The sequence below is a fragment of the Heliobacterium chlorum genome (genome assembly GCF_014502795.1).
GTDB classification, from domain to species: domain Bacteria; phylum Bacillota; class Desulfitobacteriia; order Heliobacteriales; family Heliobacteriaceae; genus Heliobacterium; species Heliobacterium chlorum.
Genome location: NZ_JACVHF010000002.1, coordinates 206,262 through 225,377 on the forward strand (window position 1 = coordinate 206,262; position 19,116 = coordinate 225,377).

The 19,116-nt window shown below is 48.5% G+C and carries 21 protein-coding genes and 1 riboswitch; of the genes, 14 read left to right on the forward strand and 7 right to left on the reverse strand.

From position 1 onward, the window contains the following. The first annotated feature begins 151 nt into the window (after positions 1-151). The gene (locus H1S01_RS04110; protein WP_188038832.1) at positions 152-394 is read left to right on the forward strand and encodes a hypothetical protein; all 243 of its coding nucleotides are present in this window, start codon (positions 152-154) and stop codon (positions 392-394) included. A gap of 9 nt (positions 395-403) precedes the next feature. On the opposite strand, the gene H1S01_RS04115 is transcribed toward H1S01_RS04110, so the two are convergent. The 3 genes from H1S01_RS04115 to H1S01_RS04125 form a co-directional block, all read right to left on the reverse strand. Then, positions 404-2,392, reverse strand: a complete 1,989-nt coding sequence (locus H1S01_RS04115) for a hypothetical protein (RefSeq protein WP_188038833.1) — start codon at positions 2,390-2,392, stop codon at positions 404-406. Beyond that, on the reverse strand, positions 2,380-3,669 hold the full coding sequence (locus H1S01_RS04120) for an FtsZ/tubulin family protein (RefSeq protein WP_188038834.1): 1,290 nt from the start codon (positions 3,667-3,669) through the stop codon (positions 2,380-2,382). The genes H1S01_RS04115 and H1S01_RS04120 overlap by 13 nt, the downstream gene beginning before the upstream one ends. Before the next feature lie 298 nt (positions 3,670-3,967). Then, positions 3,968-5,197: an MFS transporter gene (locus H1S01_RS04125; protein ID WP_188038835.1), complete on the reverse strand. Its 1,230-nt coding sequence runs from the start codon at positions 5,195-5,197 to the stop codon at positions 3,968-3,970. Positions 5,198-5,273: 76 nt separating this feature from the next. Here H1S01_RS04125 and H1S01_RS04130 point away from each other — a divergent pair, with 76 nt between their 5' ends. Next, positions 5,274-5,867, forward strand: a complete 594-nt coding sequence (locus H1S01_RS04130) for an HD domain-containing protein (RefSeq protein ID WP_188038836.1) — start codon at positions 5,274-5,276, stop codon at positions 5,865-5,867. A gap of 136 nt (positions 5,868-6,003) precedes the next feature. Next, a complete protein-coding gene (locus tag H1S01_RS21850) occupies positions 6,004-6,132 on the forward strand; it encodes a hypothetical protein (protein WP_279286941.1) in 129 nt (42 codons plus the stop codon). Between the two features lie 223 nt (positions 6,133-6,355). On the opposite strand, the gene rbr is transcribed toward H1S01_RS21850, so the two are convergent. Continuing rightward, positions 6,356-6,895 (reverse strand): rubrerythrin, encoded by a 540-nt coding sequence (gene rbr, locus H1S01_RS04135; protein ID WP_188038837.1) that lies wholly within the window; start codon positions 6,893-6,895, stop codon positions 6,356-6,358. A gap of 305 nt (positions 6,896-7,200) precedes the next feature. Here rbr and H1S01_RS04140 point away from each other — a divergent pair, with 305 nt between their 5' ends. From H1S01_RS04140 to H1S01_RS04155, 4 genes are all read left to right on the forward strand, one after another. Continuing rightward, the gene (locus H1S01_RS04140; RefSeq protein ID WP_188038838.1) at positions 7,201-8,235 is read left to right on the forward strand and encodes a molybdopterin-binding protein; all 1,035 of its coding nucleotides are present in this window, start codon (positions 7,201-7,203) and stop codon (positions 8,233-8,235) included. Between the two features lie 59 nt (positions 8,236-8,294). Beyond that, positions 8,295-9,401 carry an XdhC/CoxI family protein gene (locus H1S01_RS04145; protein WP_188038839.1) on the forward strand — a complete coding sequence of 369 codons (1,107 nt, stop codon included), beginning with the start codon at positions 8,295-8,297 and terminating at the stop codon, positions 9,399-9,401. 4 nt (positions 9,402-9,405) lie between these two features. Further along, positions 9,406-10,227, forward strand: coding sequence for a selenium-dependent molybdenum cofactor biosynthesis protein YqeB (gene yqeB / locus H1S01_RS04150; RefSeq protein ID WP_188038840.1), 822 nt, complete (start codon positions 9,406-9,408; stop codon positions 10,225-10,227). Between the two features lie 99 nt (positions 10,228-10,326). Beyond that, positions 10,327-11,604 (forward strand): ArsB/NhaD family transporter, encoded by a 1,278-nt coding sequence (locus H1S01_RS04155; RefSeq protein ID WP_188038841.1) that lies wholly within the window; start codon positions 10,327-10,329, stop codon positions 11,602-11,604. A 138-nt stretch (positions 11,605-11,742) separates the two neighbouring features. On the opposite strand, the gene H1S01_RS04160 is transcribed toward H1S01_RS04155, so the two are convergent. Together H1S01_RS04160 and H1S01_RS04165 are read right to left on the reverse strand one after the other, a co-directional pair. Further along, positions 11,743-12,078 carry an energy-coupling factor ABC transporter substrate-binding protein gene (locus H1S01_RS04160; protein ID WP_188038842.1) on the reverse strand — a complete coding sequence of 112 codons (336 nt, stop codon included), beginning with the start codon at positions 12,076-12,078 and terminating at the stop codon, positions 11,743-11,745. After that, positions 12,075-12,752 carry an energy-coupling factor ABC transporter permease gene (locus tag H1S01_RS04165; protein ID WP_188038843.1) on the reverse strand — a complete coding sequence of 226 codons (678 nt, stop codon included), beginning with the start codon at positions 12,750-12,752 and terminating at the stop codon, positions 12,075-12,077. The genes H1S01_RS04160 and H1S01_RS04165 overlap by 4 nt, the downstream gene beginning before the upstream one ends. 185 nt (positions 12,753-12,937) lie before the next feature. Beyond that, positions 12,938-13,133: riboswitch (cobalamin riboswitch) on the reverse strand. A gap of 336 nt (positions 13,134-13,469) precedes the next feature. On the opposite strand from H1S01_RS04165, the gene H1S01_RS04170 reads away from it, so the two are divergent. From H1S01_RS04170 to H1S01_RS04185, 4 genes are all read left to right on the forward strand, one after another. Further along, entirely contained in the window at positions 13,470-13,952 is a 483-nt protein-coding gene (locus tag H1S01_RS04170) for a helix-turn-helix transcriptional regulator (protein WP_188038844.1), read from the forward strand. A gap of 266 nt (positions 13,953-14,218) precedes the next feature. After that, positions 14,219-14,491 carry a DUF5320 domain-containing protein gene (locus H1S01_RS04175; protein ID WP_188038845.1) on the forward strand — a complete coding sequence of 91 codons (273 nt, stop codon included), beginning with the start codon at positions 14,219-14,221 and terminating at the stop codon, positions 14,489-14,491. Positions 14,492-14,505: 14 nt separating this feature from the next. Then, on the forward strand, positions 14,506-14,973 hold the full coding sequence (locus H1S01_RS04180; protein WP_188038846.1) for a QcrA and Rieske domain-containing protein: 468 nt from the start codon (positions 14,506-14,508) through the stop codon (positions 14,971-14,973). 124 nt (positions 14,974-15,097) lie between these two features. After that, entirely contained in the window at positions 15,098-15,469 is a 372-nt protein-coding gene (locus H1S01_RS04185) for a NifB/NifX family molybdenum-iron cluster-binding protein (protein ID WP_188038847.1), read from the forward strand. 173 nt (positions 15,470-15,642) lie between these two features. Here H1S01_RS04185 and H1S01_RS04190 read toward each other — a convergent pair whose 3' ends face one another. After that, a complete protein-coding gene (locus H1S01_RS04190; RefSeq protein ID WP_188038848.1) occupies positions 15,643-16,113 on the reverse strand; it encodes a TspO/MBR family protein in 471 nt (156 codons plus the stop codon). A 191-nt stretch (positions 16,114-16,304) separates the two neighbouring features. On the opposite strand from H1S01_RS04190, the gene H1S01_RS04195 reads away from it, so the two are divergent. The 3 genes from H1S01_RS04195 (at position 16,305) to H1S01_RS04205 (ending at position 19,081) form a co-directional block, all read left to right on the forward strand. Further along, entirely contained in the window at positions 16,305-16,943 is a 639-nt protein-coding gene (locus H1S01_RS04195; protein WP_188038849.1) for a YigZ family protein, read from the forward strand. Positions 16,944-16,956: 13 nt separating this feature from the next. After that, complete coding sequence (locus tag H1S01_RS04200) at positions 16,957-18,021, forward strand: hypothetical protein (protein WP_188038850.1); 1,065 nt, start codon at positions 16,957-16,959, stop codon at positions 18,019-18,021. 277 nt (positions 18,022-18,298) lie between these two features. After that, the gene (locus tag H1S01_RS04205) at positions 18,299-19,081 is read left to right on the forward strand and encodes a LysM peptidoglycan-binding domain-containing protein (RefSeq protein ID WP_207732175.1); all 783 of its coding nucleotides are present in this window, start codon (positions 18,299-18,301) and stop codon (positions 19,079-19,081) included. Positions 19,082-19,116 lie beyond the last annotated feature (35 nt).

Below are 19,116 nucleotides of genomic sequence, written 5' to 3' on the forward strand. Positions count from 1 at the left end.
TCGAGAAGGGAGGCTAATGTGAATAAGTGAAGGCAAGGCGAGAACACTTAGTAACAGGACCGATGCATTCAATAAAAAGTCTAGGTGTAAAGGAAGATCGGGCGATAAAACCAGTAAAGGCGATAGCTTTATTAAGAGAAGAGGTGCGGAAATGATCCGTGTTCGCTTTAAAGAGGGTCTGGCCGTTCAAGGGGAGACTTACGAAGATATTGTCCGCGGAATGATGGAAGAGTCTACGACGGTGAAACCGTCGGTGACGAACTTTATGGAAGAGATGAAGACAACGGTCCAACAGGAGACGGGAAATTCCATCCACTTCAACGACAGTGAATCGTTTATAAAGGAATTGCAGCGACTGGATTTGATTACTTCCATGGAAACTGATCAGCAATAAGGTCGACGGTTAATCAAAAAAGTATCGAAAGACTGTTTTGATCAGGGATAGGTTGCTGGGAGTTGCTGATGGGCTTGTCCCATAAGGGATATGAGTAGGGCAGTGCGAAGAAGGGGTTCCGGTACGAACCGAAGCTTTGCGTTGTCCTTTCTTTTTGGGCAATACGGGTTCTGCGCCAAAGGGTATGCCCGACGATGGGGTTAGAGGGATTCTTTTCTCAATCACTGGTGCCGTAGAGCGATTCTTCGTCGTATCAGGGGGATTCGCTTCTGAACCCACTTCGTTCATTCGATCCGGCTCTCGATTAGCCTCTTCTGGAATACCCTCTTTGTCATTCGTCTCGACCGCCGCTGAAGGGAATGATTCGAGAGTAAGAGGGGGCACCGATTGGTCTCTATCGGCATTGGCGAGAGCATTTTTTAACAACCCCGATAAGGCAAGATCCTGGCAGAGTTCTTCGGTAATATTTTCTGGCCGAGATGTCTCCATGGAAGTCAATTCATCATCGGGGTCATCCTTAGATTCAGTCTTGACGGGTGAGGGAACGAGTGAGGGGACTTCAGTGACGTTAGATTTTTTTTGGGGGTCTTCGGCAAGGGGCTGCGCGATTGCCTGAGTTGGGGCGGCAGTTTTTTCTCCGGTATTTACCGGTGATGGTGGCGGGGTAAATGATGGTTGATTTCGGTTAGCGGGAATGCTCATAGGCTCTTTTAGGACTTGAAGGGATGTTAAACTGTCTAGAATCATTACCGGCTTACCTTCATGGATGGTGAGAACCCCGGTGACTCGAACCTTTTTACCGGAAAAATGTTCGACCAGGGCATTTCGGCGCAGCGTGTCGATCTGTTCCGACCATACCATTACAGAAAAAGTCTCTCTAGGTGGAAGGCCGAAGTGAAAGAATATCTCTGGCCGGCGGAATCCTCGGTGAATGCGAGAAATTCGTCCTGAGACGGCAATACGCTGGCCCACATGGGATAGTAATCGTTCGGGGTCAGTGGTTTCCACCAGGGGATAGGGGCTTCGCAAAGCAGGTGACGGTAAAGAAACATTTTGCAAGGAGGGGGGGACGTAGTTTCGGGAGAGAAAATCGACCAATCGAGGGATTTTCTCATATGGCAGCCGGCAAATCAACTTAAAACGGTCAACGAGATGAGCGACTTGGGGAAGCTCTTTCATCCGAGCAAGCAATTCCGACTGTTCAGGGCGGTGAAAATCTTCTTGGCGAAAGAGGATGTTTTCACCGTCGGCAAACTGCGTCCATAGGACTGGAGAAAGGGCTGTCGCCGCCATAGCTAGATAGATGACGATAGAAGAGAAGTTATCGATGCTTTCATCATAATGGGCGTCGCTGCGCAAGGGATGTTGGTAGTTGGGATGGCCAAGGTTGAGTGGTCCCAGGCTAGACAGGTCGGAGATATACATACCGTCATAACCGATGAGATGGAGTTTTCCGTCGTGGACGATGATATTTCCGTGTTGTAGATCGCCATGGGCAGCACCCAGCTTGTTCAACTGAAGGATGAGCTGCAAAAAAGCCTTGGGTAATTGCTGCAACACAACCCGTTGGGACAAGTTTTTTTCAATGTAATCATGGAGGAGATCTCCGTCGATCCAAGGCATTTTGACGATGGGATACCATTGGTCGCCAACACGGATGCCCTTTTTCACCCATTCGGAGGGAACAAAAAGGTTACATGGCTTCTCTTTCATGAGCATCCGAATGACCTGATAGCGGTGATCCAAACTCGGTATCTCTTGCAAATAACATCGGACAGCCCAGCCTGCCTGAGGACGGTAGAAGTGAAAGGTGGTCGTATTGCCCCCTGAGTATAGTCTCGGCCGTCCTAAAGGAGTTCGCTCTACGAAACAGGTTCGAAGTTCACGGTCCTCGAAAGCATTCCGTAGGTCTTCTACCGATTCTAAATATTCGCGTCCTTGCGGAAATGGCATATTGAACATCTCCATCTTGGCTTTTCCCCGGACTACATACGCCAACGGCTCACTTCAGTCTTGCTGGGAAGTTCCCTTTCCTGAGCGATGGCCGTTTCGACGGCTGCAGCGCCAAAATCGACTTCTTCGATCATCTCCATCTCCATATCGTCAAGGCGAAGGCAAAAACCGTCTACATCAGCCTCGATGGCGAAGTCGTTGATAGAGGCGAGGAACGTTTCTTCCTCTTTCTTACCGACGACGAATTCTTTCACTAAATGACGGGCTCGATCGGGGAGAGAGCGGACACACATCAAAGTGTAAAGGAGCATCTGATCGCTTTTGCTCCAATCGACATAACCGCGATAATGGCAGCGACCTAGACCGGGATATCTCGTCTTTAACTCGTCCGATAAGGTTTCCATGTTGTTGATCATGCGGCTGCCGTTGTTCGTAACCGCCAAATAGAGACCGGCCACGGTCTTGCGAAAATCAAAGCCATCGCTGAGAGGATTGTTGCCTTCAATCGTTTGGAGGACTTCGTTCAGTAGGTTATTTTCACTGTTGTCCTCCTTCGACTGGCGCAGCCCCAAAGCCAAGCAACCGCCGCTAAAAAGAACGTTGAAGAGGTTTTGACCGTCGATGGCGATGTCGCTGGAGCCTGTGGCTAACACATTCAGATCATGAAGGATGGAGGATAGTTTTCGGTTGCTATGACTCAACCAATCGACATCTTCAGGAACCATTTGTTGTTCCTTTTCGACCAGAAAATCACGATAGAGTTTTTCGTTATCGAGAATTATTAAGCTTTTTAAAGGTTTTACCCCAGTGCCTAATTGGTTGTTCACCAAGTGGGTTAACGCAGACAGGGCGTTTTCCAATTCTTCGAGATACCCCTTCCGAGGTAAAGTCACGATGGCACCGACAGGCTTACCCAACTGATTGGCCCAGTTGATCAACTCGCCGTGACCGCCCGTACCAGTGCCGCCGCCATAGCTGGCAACGATGAATAAAGCATCTGACTTTAGTGCTACCTCTTCGAGACGAATCAGGACACGTTCCCGGTTTTCATCGTGCACTAATGCTCTATACCCCTCGTCAGGGTTGCCGCCGGAACCTTTTTCCCAGCCGCGCAACTGAACCCTCCGGTCTTGAGGGACGTTTTTCAAGGCAGCTAAGTCGCCGGGGAACGTGTTGACAGCCATCGTCTCATAGAGGGGTGTTCCTTCTGACGTTTTAATTCCGGCGAAAGCGTCGACGATTTTTCCGCCTCCTTGACCAATCCCGACGAATCCGAATTTCAAGGCTACCTCGGTGGAGTTGTGGAAGTTTTCCATGTTCATGTTAACGTGCTCCTCTCGCAAAAATATGCGTAAAATACCGATTGATAAAAATTCAGCCATCTTGTTGTTAGTTTCTGGAAAATTCTTTCTACCTACCGGTCGCTTTTTCCTGCAAGAAAAACAAATTTTTCCAAAAAATATTGTTCCCTTTGTCGCTTGATTGATTGTTTTGGGAGACCAATAATAAACAGTGGATTAATATGTTATTATGGGATCGAATGGTTACTTAGGAGGTATTGATCATGGAGTATGATGTGGTCATTGTCGGGCCAACTTGGCGGGATGAATTACGCCACTCTTAACGATATGGGCGAGAGTCCTGGAGGTACAAAGCGAGAATCAACCCGAAAAATGCTGCCAGCGATACGACCAGACGAATGGGTGTATCCCCCAAGTGGTCTCGCAGCAACGTTCCTGCCAGCGGAAGTAAACTGACGGGAAGTTGAAGCAGGCTGTTTATCGCTACAAAGCCGGGTCTCTCCCGGTCACTGGGTATTTCCAATAAGTAATTGAATAAACTCAGTGAACCGGAGGAGGCGACCCCCTGCAAGGTAAAGGCGGTCACCAGCAAGGGTTGTAACCATTCATGAGAGGTTAAGATGTCACAGAGTACAAAAAGAAGCGGACAAAATAGAGCTAGAGCTGATGCGATGATCATGGCCGAGCGGTTTCCCTGCTTATCGCCGAGGTAGCCAAAAAGCAGCGCACCGGCAGCCGAGCCGGCGATGCTGTAGAAAATCATATCTCCCATACTCAGGTCCACATGAGGCTTTTCCAGTTGGGCAATGAGATAGTAGGGAGATGCGAGCAAGCTTAAGGACAGTGCGTACTGACAGAGTGTAAGATAGAGGAAACTGCTATTGTCTAAACAGTGCCGAAACCAGGTACCGACGGCTGTAAGGCCTGCTGGCGGTAAAGACGATAATCGGACAGGCGATGGATCACGAGCCAGATGGAAAAAGAGCAGCGACGGTAACAACAATAGATAGCCTACAGAAAAAACGGGGAGATAGTCGGTAGGTAAACCGTGATCGGCATCAGGGATCGCCTTAGAGATGATGTATCCAGCTGCGAGCGCCCCCGTGTTTCCGGCGACATGAATCCAGCCAAATAGTCGGCCTCGTCGACCCGTTTCTACGGAACGGCTAAAAAGATCCATCCAAGGTACTTGGATGATGCCTTCCCCAACAGAGAACAGAACAAAACAGAAAAAGAAAGAAAACAACGTCAGCTCCCCACCGGCGTTCGCGGCAAGCGTAAGCAGAAAGAACAGCCATTGGGGCCGGTCGAAAAGCATAACTTTCCAAATGAAACGAACGGGATTCGATAGATGATGAACGACAGTCATCATGAACAATTGAGGCAGGACAAATCCGATCTGCTTGATGGCATAGGCAGAACCGACCCACATCTCTGAATGGCTGGCGGAATAGATAAAACTGGGGATGACGGTGTTTATATCGAAAAAAGCCGTGGCGATGATGTAAGCTAGAGCATCCCAAAAAAGAACAAGGCCGGTACGTATCACTTCCCACCACCCCCCTCGAAACTTTTTATTTCTCCCAGCGAAGTTTATTCGAGTAAACGAAAGGAAGGGGTTTAGGTTGCAACTGACATCCCGCTTTAGAGATGCTCTCATCTTTGCCATGCAACTCCATGCCGATCAAGATCGAAAACTTACGGAACGTGAAAGGCTCAGTTGTAGTGAGCGAAAAAGACCTTACGTAGGGCATCTCCTGGCAGTGTCTTCTATGGTCATTGATTGTGGGAGGCCGGAAGATGAGGTGATCGCAGCTTTACTTCATGATGCTGTGGAAGACCGTGGCGGGAGGGCGATGGCAGAAAAAATCGCCAGCCTCTTTGGACCATCCGTAAGAGACCTCGTTTTAGAGTGCAGTGATGCCGAGGAAACACCAAAACCTCCGTGGCTGGAGCGAAAGCAAAAATACCTAGCCCATTTGGAAAAAGCGAGCACCGGGGCATTGTACGTCTCCCTGGCGGATAAAATTCATAATGGACGGTCTTTACTACTCGATATAGAGCGCTATGGCGAAGAGGTTTGGAACCGCTTTCATGCCACTAAGGAACAAACTCTTTGGTATTACGATGAATTCAGTAAGGTGATCCGCCGACGGTTGCCCGACGAAGTGCTAGTGCAGGAACTGACTCAAATCGTACAAGAATTGCATAAGATATAGGGTTAATAAACTGCTGCGCTGCGGCAGTTTTATTTTTTGTGAGAGAATTTCTTAAAAGAAAGCAGGAAATATTGGCGTTCTATCGAATTAATCATTTATTAAAATTTGAGCAGAAGCTGTTAGGAGGGACGTTAAAATGGCCTGGGACAATGATGATTTCCCAAAAATTTGGGCGGACCTGTTAACGACAGAGGAGTTGGACTTTTTGTTGGGGTTGCTAAACCAATCGGAAAAGTTCACGAATCCGAATCCAGCCTATCGTTAACAATGTGGTTCTGATAAACCGCAAAGCAGATTGGATTTCCTAAAAACCGTGCGTAACTACTTAAGTCTATTTGTTTCGTTCTAAACTGTCAGAGAAAGGATTCTTTGACGGTTTTTATTTTTTTCGATGGACAAAATGAAAAGGCGAGGATCTGTTAAGTGATCCTCGCCTTGTAATCCTAAGACGATAATAAATTCTGTCTCCGGAAATATCCCTTTAATTTTTAAAAGTTTTTACAGGTCAGTTCAAAGTACGATTGAGGATGGCTACATGTGGGGCAGACCGTTGGCGCTTCCAGTCCTTCATGACGATGACCGCAAACTCGGCACTGCCAGGTTTGGACGGCATCCTTACGAAAAACGGTGCCATTTTCAAGATTTTGGAGAAGTTCCCGATATCGCTCTTCATGTTCCTTCTCGATTTGACCGACGCGGAGAAACAAGTCGGCAATCTCTAAAAACCCTTCTTCTCTCGCTGTTTCGGCGAACCCTTTATACATATCAGTCCACTCTTCGTGTTCACCTTGAGCAGCATGTTCGAGGTTGGTTTTCGTATCACCGATTCCTTGGAGTAGCTTAAACCAGATTTTTGCGTGAGCCGATTCGTTCTCAGCCGTTTCTATAAATTTGGCGGCGATTTGTTCGTAACCTTCTTTTTTGGCGACACTCGCGAAAAAGGTATACTTATTTCGTGCCATGGATTCACCGGCAAAGGCAAGTTTTAAGTTGGCTTCCGTTTTTGTTCCTTTGAGTTTATCAGACATGGGCAGTAAACCTCCATAGAATAATATTTGTAATAATAATCACATTCTACGCCGTTTCGGTAATTCCTCCCTGGAACTAGAGTTTTAGACGAAGGAATTCATAGTATTTTTTGAAAACAGGTAATATTTCATACATGAAGCTTTCGTCTGCTTTTATTTGAGGGAGGATATATAGTCCTGTTTCGCGAATTGTACATACTTGTGTTAAACAGTCGAATAGAGTCTTTTCCCGAACTCCAAAAAGTGTAAAATATCACAAGTGCTAGAATTTTGTTGTAGAAGATAGGCTTCACGGGGGGGAAGGCATGAAAGTCCAACGGGTCAAGGTAGAAGATGCAGTAGGTATGGTGATTCCCCATGATATGACCAAAATTGAAAAAGGCGGATTCAAAGGACCTTGTTTTCGCAAAGGCCATGTGATTCAAGATAAAGACGTTCCCGAACTGCTTAGTATGGGTAAATCGCAGATTTTTGTACTGGACTTCGAAGCCGATGACGTCCATGAAGATGAAGCGGGAGTTCGACTCGGATCGGCTGCCGCCGGGGAAGGGGTTACTTGCAGTGAACCTCGAGAAAGCCGAGTCAATCTTTATGCAAATCAAAGGGGATTGCTAAAAATCAACGTACCGGCCCTAAAAGAGATCAATCGATTGCCGGAAGTGATCTTCTCGACGCTGACCAACAATACTCCAGTGCTAGAGGGAGACCTGTTAGCTGGAACGAAGGTGATTCCTTTAGCAGTCAAGGAGGAAGTCGTCCAATCAGCAGAAGAGATCTGTTTGAAATCTGGAAAAATCGTTGAGGTGGTCCCTTATCGGCCGATGGACGTAGGAATCGTTGTCACCGGTGCCGAGGTGTTCTCTGGGCGGATTCAGGACAAATTTGGTCCTGTGCTGCAGCAAAAAGTCGAGATTTATGGTTCTCGATTGCTCAGTACCGACTACGCACCGGATGACCCCGAGGTCATCGCGCAAAAGATTTCGGCGATGGTCGCAGCTGGAGCAGGAATGGTGTTGGTTAGTGGGGGAATGTCTGTCGACCCTGATGACGTAACGCCCCAAGGGATCCGTTTGAGTGGGGCTGTTGTTGTTAAGTATGGAGCGCCGGTGTTGCCGGGAGCGATGTTTATGCTGGCCTATCATGGCGACGTGCCGGTTATCGGCATCCCCGCTTGCGGTATGTATTTTCGCATCACTCTACTGGATCTAATCCTGCCTCGGATCTTTGCCGGAGAACGAATCGATAGCGATGACATTATAGAGATGGCCCATGGAGGCCTTTGCCGCAGTTGTACAGAATGTCATTTTCCTCGGTGCAGCTTCGGTCAAGGTGGCAGATAGATGAGGATAAGCATTGTTCCACCCAAAGGAATTATCGTAGGTAAGGATGGAGATGACCTATGATATATGCCAAGCTTTTAGAGATTTTAAATCGTCGAGAAACGGCTGTTCTGATCACTGTCATCCAGGTTCGAAGGACCCCTCCGATGCTCCTTGACCAGGCTGTAAAGGACGACATCCACCGTATCGGTGTAGGGAAAAATCGCTTATGGTCCCCTGAATGGATAGAGGGATCGCTCGGTGACTTGGGACTGGAGGATGTGGCAGACAGCTTAGCGGAAGAAGTCTATCGTTCGGGAAAGCTGACCCTCAGGAAAGGACTACGAAACGATCAGGGAGAGGAAATCACTCTCGTCGGTGAACCTTTTTTTCCCCCTGATGAACTCGTCGTGCTCGGTGGCGGTCATATTTCACAGGCCTTGGTCCCGATCACCGCTATGCTCGGATATCAGATCACTGTTGTCGACGACCGGCCTTCCTTCGCTCATCGGGAGAAGTTTCCCGATGCAGAGCTGGTGATTTGTGATGATTTTGTCCATGCCATCGGTAAGCTTCCCTTGCACCGACGCTGCAGTGTGGTCATCGTCACCCGAGGACATCGCCATGATCTTCTCTGCTTGGAGCAAGTGTCGGAAAAGAACCTAGCCTATTTAGGCATGATCGGCAGTCGTCGTAGAGTACACCTGATTCGAAATCTCTTGCAGGAAAAGGACATCGATCCCGGTCTGATGGAACGTCTCCATATGCCTATCGGACTCGATATTGGCGCTGAAACACCGGAAGAAATAGCCGTCAGCATTGCCGCCGAACTGATCAAGTATCGTCAAGGCGGGATCACCATGCAGGACATAGACTTACTAAGGGCTTTAGTAGAATCCGCACAAAAAGGGCTACCGGCGGCACTGGCGACAGTCATCGCCACACAAGGTTCCACGCCCCGCAAGGCTGGCGCGAAACTTCTCATCTTCCAGGATGGAAGGATGATGGGGACCATCGGAGGCGGTTGTATCGAAGGGGAAGTTCGCCGGGAGGCGTTGCAGCGAATAGAGAGCGGAGAACCGGGATTGTATCGCTTTTCCTTGAATAGTGACGATGCGGCTGAAGAGGGAATGGCTTGTGGCGGCACCATGGAAGTTTTCATCGCTCCAGTCGGTAAAGGGGATTGATTCTATGGAAAGACTTCGGATCGTCATCAAAGGTGCCGGTGATTTAGCCAGTGGTGTTGCTCATCGGCTCTACCGCTCCGGATTTGTGCCGGTTATGACCGAACTGGAGCATCCCTTGGTTGTTCGCCGGACCGTGTCTTTTGCTGAAGCGATTTATTCCGGTGAGGCGACTGTGGAAGGGGTTACCGCCAAAAGGGTCATGAATCTAGAAGAGGCCATGGAATACCGCCGAAAAAGGATCATCCCGGTGCTTCCCGATGTGTCCGGGCAGGTGATTCTGGAAATGAGGCCCCATGTGCTCATTGACGCTACTGTGGCCAAGGAGAATCTGGGAACGAGCATCGATGATGCGCCAGTCGTGATCGCTTTAGGCCCCGGATTTTACGCGGGGAAGGATGTCCATGCCGTCGTAGAGACCAAGCGCGGCCATTATCTCGGACGGGTGATCTGGGAAGGTCCCGCCATTGCGAATACGGGGATTCCTGGCGAAATCGGCGGCTTCAGTCACGAGCGCTTGTTACGAGCGCCGGTGGACGGGACTTTTACCGCTGTTAAAGCCATCGGTGATCTGGTCAAAGCGGGCGATATCGTGGGGAATGTCGGTGGTCATCCCGTTGAAAGTACGATTCCGGGCATGCTGCGCGGGTTGATCAAAGATGGAATAACAGTCACATCAGGAATGAAAATCGGAGATGTGGATCCGCGAGCCGATCGGGACTCCTGTTTTACCATCAGCGATAAGGCGAGAGCTGTCGCCGGCGGGGTTCTTGAGGCCATGCTGGCCGCTAGCAAAAACTATGGTAATTGGGGCATAGATATCGTATAATACTTCTAGAAAAAGTGCATATTGAGTAAATAGGAGGAGCCTGTCATCGACAGGCTCCTTTTTGTCTTTTTGCACTGGAAAAGGGAGGAACTAAAGGATATGACGGATGTTGGATTTATCGCTTCGATCGTGATCTTTGTGATTACTTATGGTCTGATTATCTGGGAAAAAATCCCCCGGGCCACTACGGCTATGCTAGGGGGACTCGTGATGATCTTGCTGGGCTTTTTAACCCAGGAAGTGGCCATCAAGGATGACATCGATTTCAATACGCTCGGCTTATTAATCGGCATGATGATCCTCGTAGCCATCACTCGCCGCACCGGTATTTTTGAAGCCTTAGCCATCTGGGCGGCCCAGGTGACCCACGGCAATCCCCTCTATCTGTTAGGGTTGTTATCGTTGATTACAGCATTTGCCTCTGCCTTGTTGGACAACGTAACAGCAGTTCTTCTGATTGCGCCGATTTCCATCATCTTAGCCGATACGTTGAAAGTGAATCCCATACCCTATCTGATTACAGAAGTGCTAGCTTCCAACATCGGCGGTACAGCGACCCTGATCGGTGATCCCCCGAATATCATGATTGGCAGTTCAACAGGACTTGGCTTCATGGATTTTTTGATTCACCTAGCTCCTATTGCGCTGCTGATTCTGCTGGTTTCGACGGCACTCTTGATGGTGATCTACCGTAAAGAGTTAAAAGGTGATGAAGCAAGCCGCCGGAAGATCCTGATTATGGAGCCGAAGGAAGAAATCAAGGACTGGGCGCTGCTCAAAAAGTCACTGGTTGTCTTAGGGCTGACGATCGTCGGCTTCACCTTACACGGGATACTTCATCTTGAATCAGCCACGATTGCACTGACCGGTGCCATGGTGCTGATGATCATCAGCCGGGAAGAACCGGAAGATATCTTGCTCCATGTGGAATGGCCGACGATCTTCTTTTTTATCGGTCTCTTTGTCCTCGTGGGGGGACTGAAGTCGACTGGTGTCATCGCTTCGCTGGCACAATGGGCTCTCACGGTTACTCAAGGCAACACACAAACGACATCCTTTTTAATCATGTGGCTTTCCGCCATCGCTTCCGGCTTTGTAGACAATATTCCCTTTGTGGCGACCATGATCCCGATGATTCACGAGATGGGTGCCCTGTCAGGCATGGATTTAGGGCCGGTCTGGTGGTCACTGGCACTCGGTGCCTGTTTGGGCGGCAACGGGACGCTTGTCGGTGCGTCGGCCAACATCATCGTCGCGGGTATTGCCGAAAAGGCAGGAGTGCCCATATCTTTCCGAAAGTTTCTGGTGATTGGATTTCCTTTCATGCTCCTGTCTGTCGCCATATCGCATCTGTACGTTTATGTAAGGTACTTTTAAACCACGAAGTTTTTCGACAGATGGAACATTATCCTATTTTACGAAGAAAGCCCGAAAGAGCGACGACGGTCGCTTTTCGGGCTTTCTTAACCTATTATAGTTTGAAATATACACGACCGCTCTGGGGCGAAGGTCTTCCTATTGTACAGAAGGTTCTTTGCCGAGTTTCGTGTCTAGGGGGTTCGAGCGTTTTCGTTTTTGACCTATGTAGTAGCCGATAAAGCCTGCTCCCAATGTTGCCTGCAGAGCGAAAAGAAGACTTTCAATTTCACTAGAGGGAGGCTCCCAGAACGATTGAAACCATGGTTTATAGTCGGGGTTGATTTCTTGAATCGCTGCTTCAGCTTGATCATCAGTACCGGAGAAAGCTGCATTCCCCTCAGAAAAATGATGGGACATAAACAGTGGAAGCGCAGATAAAAGAACGGCAGCGGCGATGAGCAGGATGTTGTTGCGTATAGAAAACTTGCTCATGCTTTTACCTCCTTTTTATGAAAGACATTAAGTAATGAGAGTTCGTGGCCGCTATATTTGGCCAGCGTATTGAAGATGACAACGGTGATGAAACCTTCACTAATCGCCAGTGGGATCTGGGTGACTGCGAAGATGGTGCTAAACTTAACAAAGGAGGCCATAAAGCCGCCAACAGGATCGGGAAAAGCTAAGGCCAACTGAACAGATGTAGTAACGTAGGTGGAGAGGTCAGCCAGAGCTGCCGCTAGAAATACGGATACTGTGGTCGGGATATTGAGACGTTGCCCCAAACGATATATACCGTAGGCCACAAAGGGTCCGACGACAGCCATAGAAAAAACGTTGGCCCCTAAAGTTGTGATGCCCCCATGGGCTAGCAACAGAGCTTGGAACAAGAGTACAATCGTACCTAAAGCAGACATAACCGTGGGGCGGAAGAGAATCGCCCCCAAGCCGGCACCCGTAGGGTGGGAGCTACTGCCTGTGACAGAGGGTAGTTTTAAAGCAGAGAGGACAAAGGAAAAAGCACCTGAAACACCGAGCAGCATTTTTGCTTCCGGATTCTCTTTTACTGTTTTTTGGATAGAGCGAACCCCGTGAACGACGAAGGGGGCCGAGGCGGCCGTCCATGCGGCAGCGTGTGTGGCAGGCAAAAAGCCTTCCATAATGTGCATAGTCTAACCTCCTGTTTCAGTTAGGATGAAATAGAACGCTCTGAAAATTAAAATACCCCTGCAAGGTCTGAGCCCGGCAGGGGGGAGTGTGTGAAATTCAGATCTAGTGTCGCTTGAAAAATTCTTCACGATATGCGACGATAACCATTTCTGAACCATCACCTCCCCATCGGCCGTGGGTCAATGCGGTGACGTGGTAACAGGCAGGTCTCCTGGCTCGGGTTCATCTGGCCGCTCCGTCTTCCCAGCGCTTTAACGCCAGTGACATTAGTGGAGGGTCATTCCCCTTACAGTGGCGGGACCGCGTCGGATTTCCACCGAACTTCCCTTTCTAACGCCCAACTAGAGATGAGTTGGGCGACCTGTTCCAGCAATCAATTTTCGGTTTTCCAGAGATCATTAGTCACTTACATGTATTCAACTTTTAGCTCAAATATCCTTCTTAATTTTGCGGTTTTTTATGGTTTTGCAACGAACTCTCGAATCCTATCCGTACCAAAACAATTTGCGATTATGAGCAATAGAGGGCTTCTTATGATTGTTTTTATCTACCTACATACTAGGTTGGTTACAATATACTGATGAAAGCAGCATTTTACAATAAATTGATCTGATGAATATCTTTAGGAATTGCTGGCAAGAATTATTGACAGCAAAACATCACTAGTGATAAAATGCAAGTAGTGACATGCGATAATACTGACGAGGGGTGATGCCGTGTTGACGTTCGAAGAAGAAAGTGATTTGAAGTGTAGCAGGGATCTTGGTCCTGACGAAACACTTGAGGCCAGCCCGGGTTACGGCCGTGGCCGGGGGAGAGGACGAGGCCGTTGCGGCTGTGGTGGAGGACATGGCGGTCGCACCGATTCCATGGCTTTTCCCAGTGTCTTGCTGAGCCTACGACAGCATCCCGCTCACGGGTACGAATTGATGGAAAAGCTGTCCCAGATGCCCTTTATCCATGTCTTGCCTGATGCGGCTGTTGTCTACCGCTACCTGAGGCGCCTGGAAGAAGAAGGGATGGTGGAATCCCGGCTTGAGCCTGGGAAAGGAGGTCCGGCCCGAAAGGTGTACTCGATCACCCCAGAGGGAGAATGTTATCTCCGTGCTTGGGCGGTCAGTCTTAAAAAGCAAAAAAGCGATTTAGAAGCCTTTCTCCGGGTCTTTGAGGGGTTCGAATCTGCTGGTGAAGCTGAATGAAAACCGACGATGCCGTTGCCTGTGGCAACTGTGTCGTGAGACGCAGGATGTCATACATGTGATTTCGTGACCCCTTATCAAGGTGTTCAAGTGTATCTAACTAATGACAAATATATAGTAGTGATAAATAGCAAACAGTAATGGTATGACAACGGTTATTGCAGAAATATTTCATCTTACTGGTTCAGTAAGAGCAGAGTTCATAAATCGTGAGTTATGAGTAAACGAGTTAAGAACCAATGAGAAATGGTGAGGAGGGAATCAGTATGCCTGGATTCAATGGATCAGGACCTCTAGGCAAGGGAATGATGACCGGTCGAGGACGTGGTCGATGTGTCATGAAATGGGAAGACGTACCAACAGATCAGAAAAGCGCCTTGAAATACGGAAAAGTAGCCGGTCGAGGTTTGGGAACCGGCGCGGGATTCGGAGGTAGGGGGCTTGGTCCCATGTTCCGCAACTGTATCGATAAGCTTTGTCAGATTGGCGGTCAAGGACTAGGCCGGAGAAATGGGCGTAAAGGACGCCAGTTCTTTTAAGGGGGATTCGAACTATGCAGGACCGTAACCTATCTCGACGGAAATTTCTTGGCGGTATGATCGCCGTCCCGGCTGTCGCAGCGATTTCCGCTCCGATAGCCGCTACCGGGAGTTTTATCTATCCTCCCGATTCGTTGCTTCGACCGCCGGCTCCGAAAAAAGTCACCCATATCGACGATATGAAACCCTGGGAACCGGTCTTCTTTGCCTATGAAGACGTTCCCTCCTTGGCGATGAAAGTGGATAAAGACCAAGTAATATCTTTTACCTTAAAATGCACCCATTTGGGATGTACTGTGGATGTTCCCAAAGGGAATCTCAAAGACAAGCAAATCGTATGCCCTTGTCACGGCGGCGTTTTTGATAACGTCGGGACAAACGTGGCCGGACCTCCGCCAAAGCCATTAAAACGATTGGCTGTATCGATTTCCTCTGACGGGACTGTGATCGTGCAGGATAAAGGAGAAAATACAAGCGCATAAGTGAGAAGGTGCATCCGTCGAAAGTGTTAATCACCAGTTTAGGACCTAATTTAGATGATCAAACAGATGAGTGCTTTGACCGTGGCAGAACAGTCACTGGTAAAGGTAAGAAAGGATGAATCATATGTCGAAAAAGCGTCTTGCCGTTCCTTCTGTTGCTCCTGGTGGTCTTTCAGCCGATTGCTCTGGTCATTTTGGCCGTTGTGACTGCTTCACCGTCGTTGACGTAGAAGAAGGAAAAGTCATAGGAAGCGACGTGATTCAAAACCCGCCCCATGTTCATGGCGGGTGCATGCGGCCGGTGCAACTGCTTTCGGCTCATCAAGTCGATTCGCTCGTTGTTCAAGGGATCGGAGGAGGCCCTCTGTCCGGTTTTCGCCGCGCAGGGATCGAAGTGTATCAAGCGAGCGAGCAGACTGTAGAGAAAGTCGTCGACGCTTTTTGCGCGGGAAAAATCGCGCCCATCGATGACAGGAACGTGTGCAGTCACCATTGATGGACTGTAGGCTGGTCTTGGCTATAGGCCGATTTAATTAGTCGTTCATGACTGTGGGCTCACAGGCTCTTTCGATGAAAAGGGATTATTCAAAAAAAAGACCTTTCCCAATAGAGATGTTGGGAAAGGTCTTTTTCATGTTCGCAAAGATTTTAAGAGCTACTTTCGTTCTCTTACCGATTAAGTCGGTATATAGCGTAAGAAAGAAAAGTGGCAAACCCTGACCAGAGGGCATAGGGGATAAACAGAATTGAGGCAAGGCGCGAATAAGACCAAGTGACGAAGACCAATACAAAGGCAGTAACGGCGATAGCGGCCGTATCCAGAAAGGAAAGCAAAAGGTTCCGGCTGAAAGACTGTCCGATGATAAAGAGTTGATTGAATAGATAATTAGCAATAAAAACCCCTTTCCAAAGCCCGCCCAGACGGCGCCAGCCGATTTTCTCCTGCAAAAGGGCGACAGCGAGGGAAATTAGGCCGAAGATGACGACCCAAGCGAGACCGATGACCGAGCCGGGAGGAGACCATGCGGGCTTGTCCAGGGATTCAAGCCATTTTCGGTCCATCGGAAAGATCCAACTGGTGATGGAAAAGGCGAAATAGGTAAGCAAAAAGGTTATGATCCCAGAGAGTTTATCGACCAAGCTTCTCCCCCCTGTTTTCACCATGCTTCCTTTGCCCTGGATCGTTTGGCAAATAAGAAGTTTTACTTAGTTTTTCATCAGTAAGGGTCGACTATACGTTCTGGTTTTAGGACCAATGAGCCTTTTTAGCGATAGGACATTGTGCCTGGAGAAGCGGTAGGGTATGCTTTTCTTGAGGTGTTACAAAAAACATGCTTGAAATATATCAAACCGTGAAAGAATACGGAGAAACAGAGCTGGAGATTAGCAAATCCCGCTTTCTTATCTATACAAACCGCGCTGAAACGGTGGAAGAGGCCTTGGAGTTTATCGGACGAATCAAAAAGAAACATTGGGATGCGACCCATAACTGTTCTGCCTACGTGATCGGAGAAAAGGATGAACACCAAAAAGCCGATGATGACGGAGAGCCTTCCGGTACCGCCGGCAAACCGATCCTTGAAGTGATCAAAAAAACAGGGATCAAAGATACAGTGATCGTGGTCACCCGCTATTTCGGGGGCATCAAGTTGGGTGCAGGCGGGCTGATCCGCGCTTATGGCAAAGGAGCCACTGTGGGACTAAAAGCGGCGGGAATCTTGGAGCGTCGATTGCATACGCGGATGGCCATCGAAATGGATTATACCTTTTACGGGGCTGTCGAGAATGAACTGCGTTCCCTCGGTTATCGCATCGATGAAACGAGATTTACCGATAAGGTCATCCTGGTGGCCTTAGAGAAAAAAGGTTTTGAGGGGATCCTTACGAAAAAGGTGAATGATTGGACCTCCGGTCAAGCGTCCATATCGCAGGTGGGGGTTCTTTATGTGGATACTCCTCTAGACTTCTAAAGGGGAAGAAACCATGCAGGATTCCATTTGGTTGTACCGGATCTATGAAGAAGCCAAAGAATTTGACTTAGGATTGGTCCAGGACATCTTTGTCAAAGAAAAGCCGACGAGCCGCATGCGCTTATCTCGTGTGCGACCCAAATCGATCATCATCGAAAATCCACCTGTATCGATCGATTTAGGTCCTGTAGAGATTTCATTCCGAGGAAAAAATTACACCTGTCATGTTTTAGCCCGGGTGTATGATCTAGGGGTGATCGGCCTTATCCTGCGGATCATGCTTCCTGATGATTTGACTTATGAGCAGCTCTTGGACTTATCGGTCGCCTTGTATACGCAGGAAGAACTGGAATCTCTCTTTCATAAGTGGCTCGATAAAGTTACGAGCATATTATCAGGGGCCATGGAACCGCTGCAGGAGGGAAAAGTGGAGGAAGACTTTACCCTCTTTTTCTTCCGCCGTTGGCGCGACGAATGGGATCCTGTTCCGATTCTTTTAGCCGAGCGGGAACCGGTAAGCCCAAAACTTCGCCACGATACATTGAAAAATTCTTTTTCCTACGGGACAAAAGACGTGACGATCCTCACTTGGGACTCCGCTTTAGTCGTCGACGCTGAAGGAAGCACCGATATTCCCGAGTTAGTGGAATTTGCCTTAACGCAATTGGTAGAGCTTCGGTATTTCGACCGGTTGTTATCGGGAGAAATGAAACGCATGTATGACGACATTGAGCGGGCTGACAAGGATTCCTGGTATTCCCGACTCCGCCAATACCGCCAAATCATGAAATCGCAAATGGCTCTCGCCATCGATATCAACGAAGTCACCGAAAAAATCCAGAACTCCATCAAAGTAACGGAGGATATTTTTTATGCGCGCGTTTATGGAGCAGCTCACTCCATCTTGCGAACGTCGGTGTGGATGGACAGCATCCGCCATAAGTTAAAAGTGATCGAAGGCAATTATTCCATGCTGAATGATGAGGTTATCAATCATCGAGGTGTGCTCCTCGAACTGGCGATTATCCTATTGATCGTTTTTGAAGTATTGATGGGTATCGGCGAAAAACTTTTTTAGGATGTTATATCTTTCTCCCCTGATGAAATCATCGGGGGATTTGTAATTTTAAACAAAAGTCTCACCGATGATGATTTATTACCGTAAAGGGATGATGAAATGAACACTCCATAAGCTCTCAATGGTGTAAATTTGGGTACTCTATGAATTAGGTAATTATATGTAAATATATAAATGAGATTGATGTTGGAATTTTACTGTGTTATACTGCATCAAGCTTTCTTTTCAAGTCGTTATCCAATAGCGGCTTATAATTTTGCGAAAGGAGTGACGCTACATGAAGAGAAAAGCTTGGACCCTGGCATCAAGTCTTCTTGCCGGAATGCTTCTAGTTACCAGTTTAGCAGGACCCGCCATGGCTTCGTCGAACTATACCGTTCAAACCGGTGATACCCTTTGGAGAATCGCTGCGACGAACGGTGTGTCTGTTTCTAGTTTGATGCAGGCTAACAACATGTCCACCACGTCGATTTACCCTGGTCAAACGTTAACGATCCCTTCTCAAGGCAAAACCTATCGGGTTGTCTCCGGTGATACCATGTGGAAAATCGCCTCCAAACTGGGTGTTTCCTTGAACAGCCTGACGCAGGCGAATCCCCAAGTCAACCCGAACTACCTCTACGTAGGACAGGTGCTCAATGTCCCTTCTTCTGTGACCGCTCCTCAACCATCGCCGCAGCCGGCACCGCAACTGAGCTACGTTCAGCAAGTGGCCCAACTGGTCAACGCAGAACGGGCCAAAGCGGGACTGCAACCCCTTCGGATGGACGGAGCTTTGAGCACGATGGCTGCCGATAAAGCAAAAGACATGATCCAAAACAATTACTTTTCGCATACCTCCCCGACCTATGGTTCTCCTTTTGATATGATGAAGCAATATGGTATTGCCTACAGCTATGCCGGAGAAAACATCGCCGAAGGTCAACAGTCCCCGCAGGAGGTCATGCAGGGCTGGATGAACAGCTCCGGTCACCGGGCGAATATCTTAAATTCAAATTATGACACTATTGGTGTCGGCTACTATCAAGGGGCATGGGTACAGGAGTTTATCGGCAACTAACAAATTTGCTTGTATAGCAAGAGAGTATTTCAAAT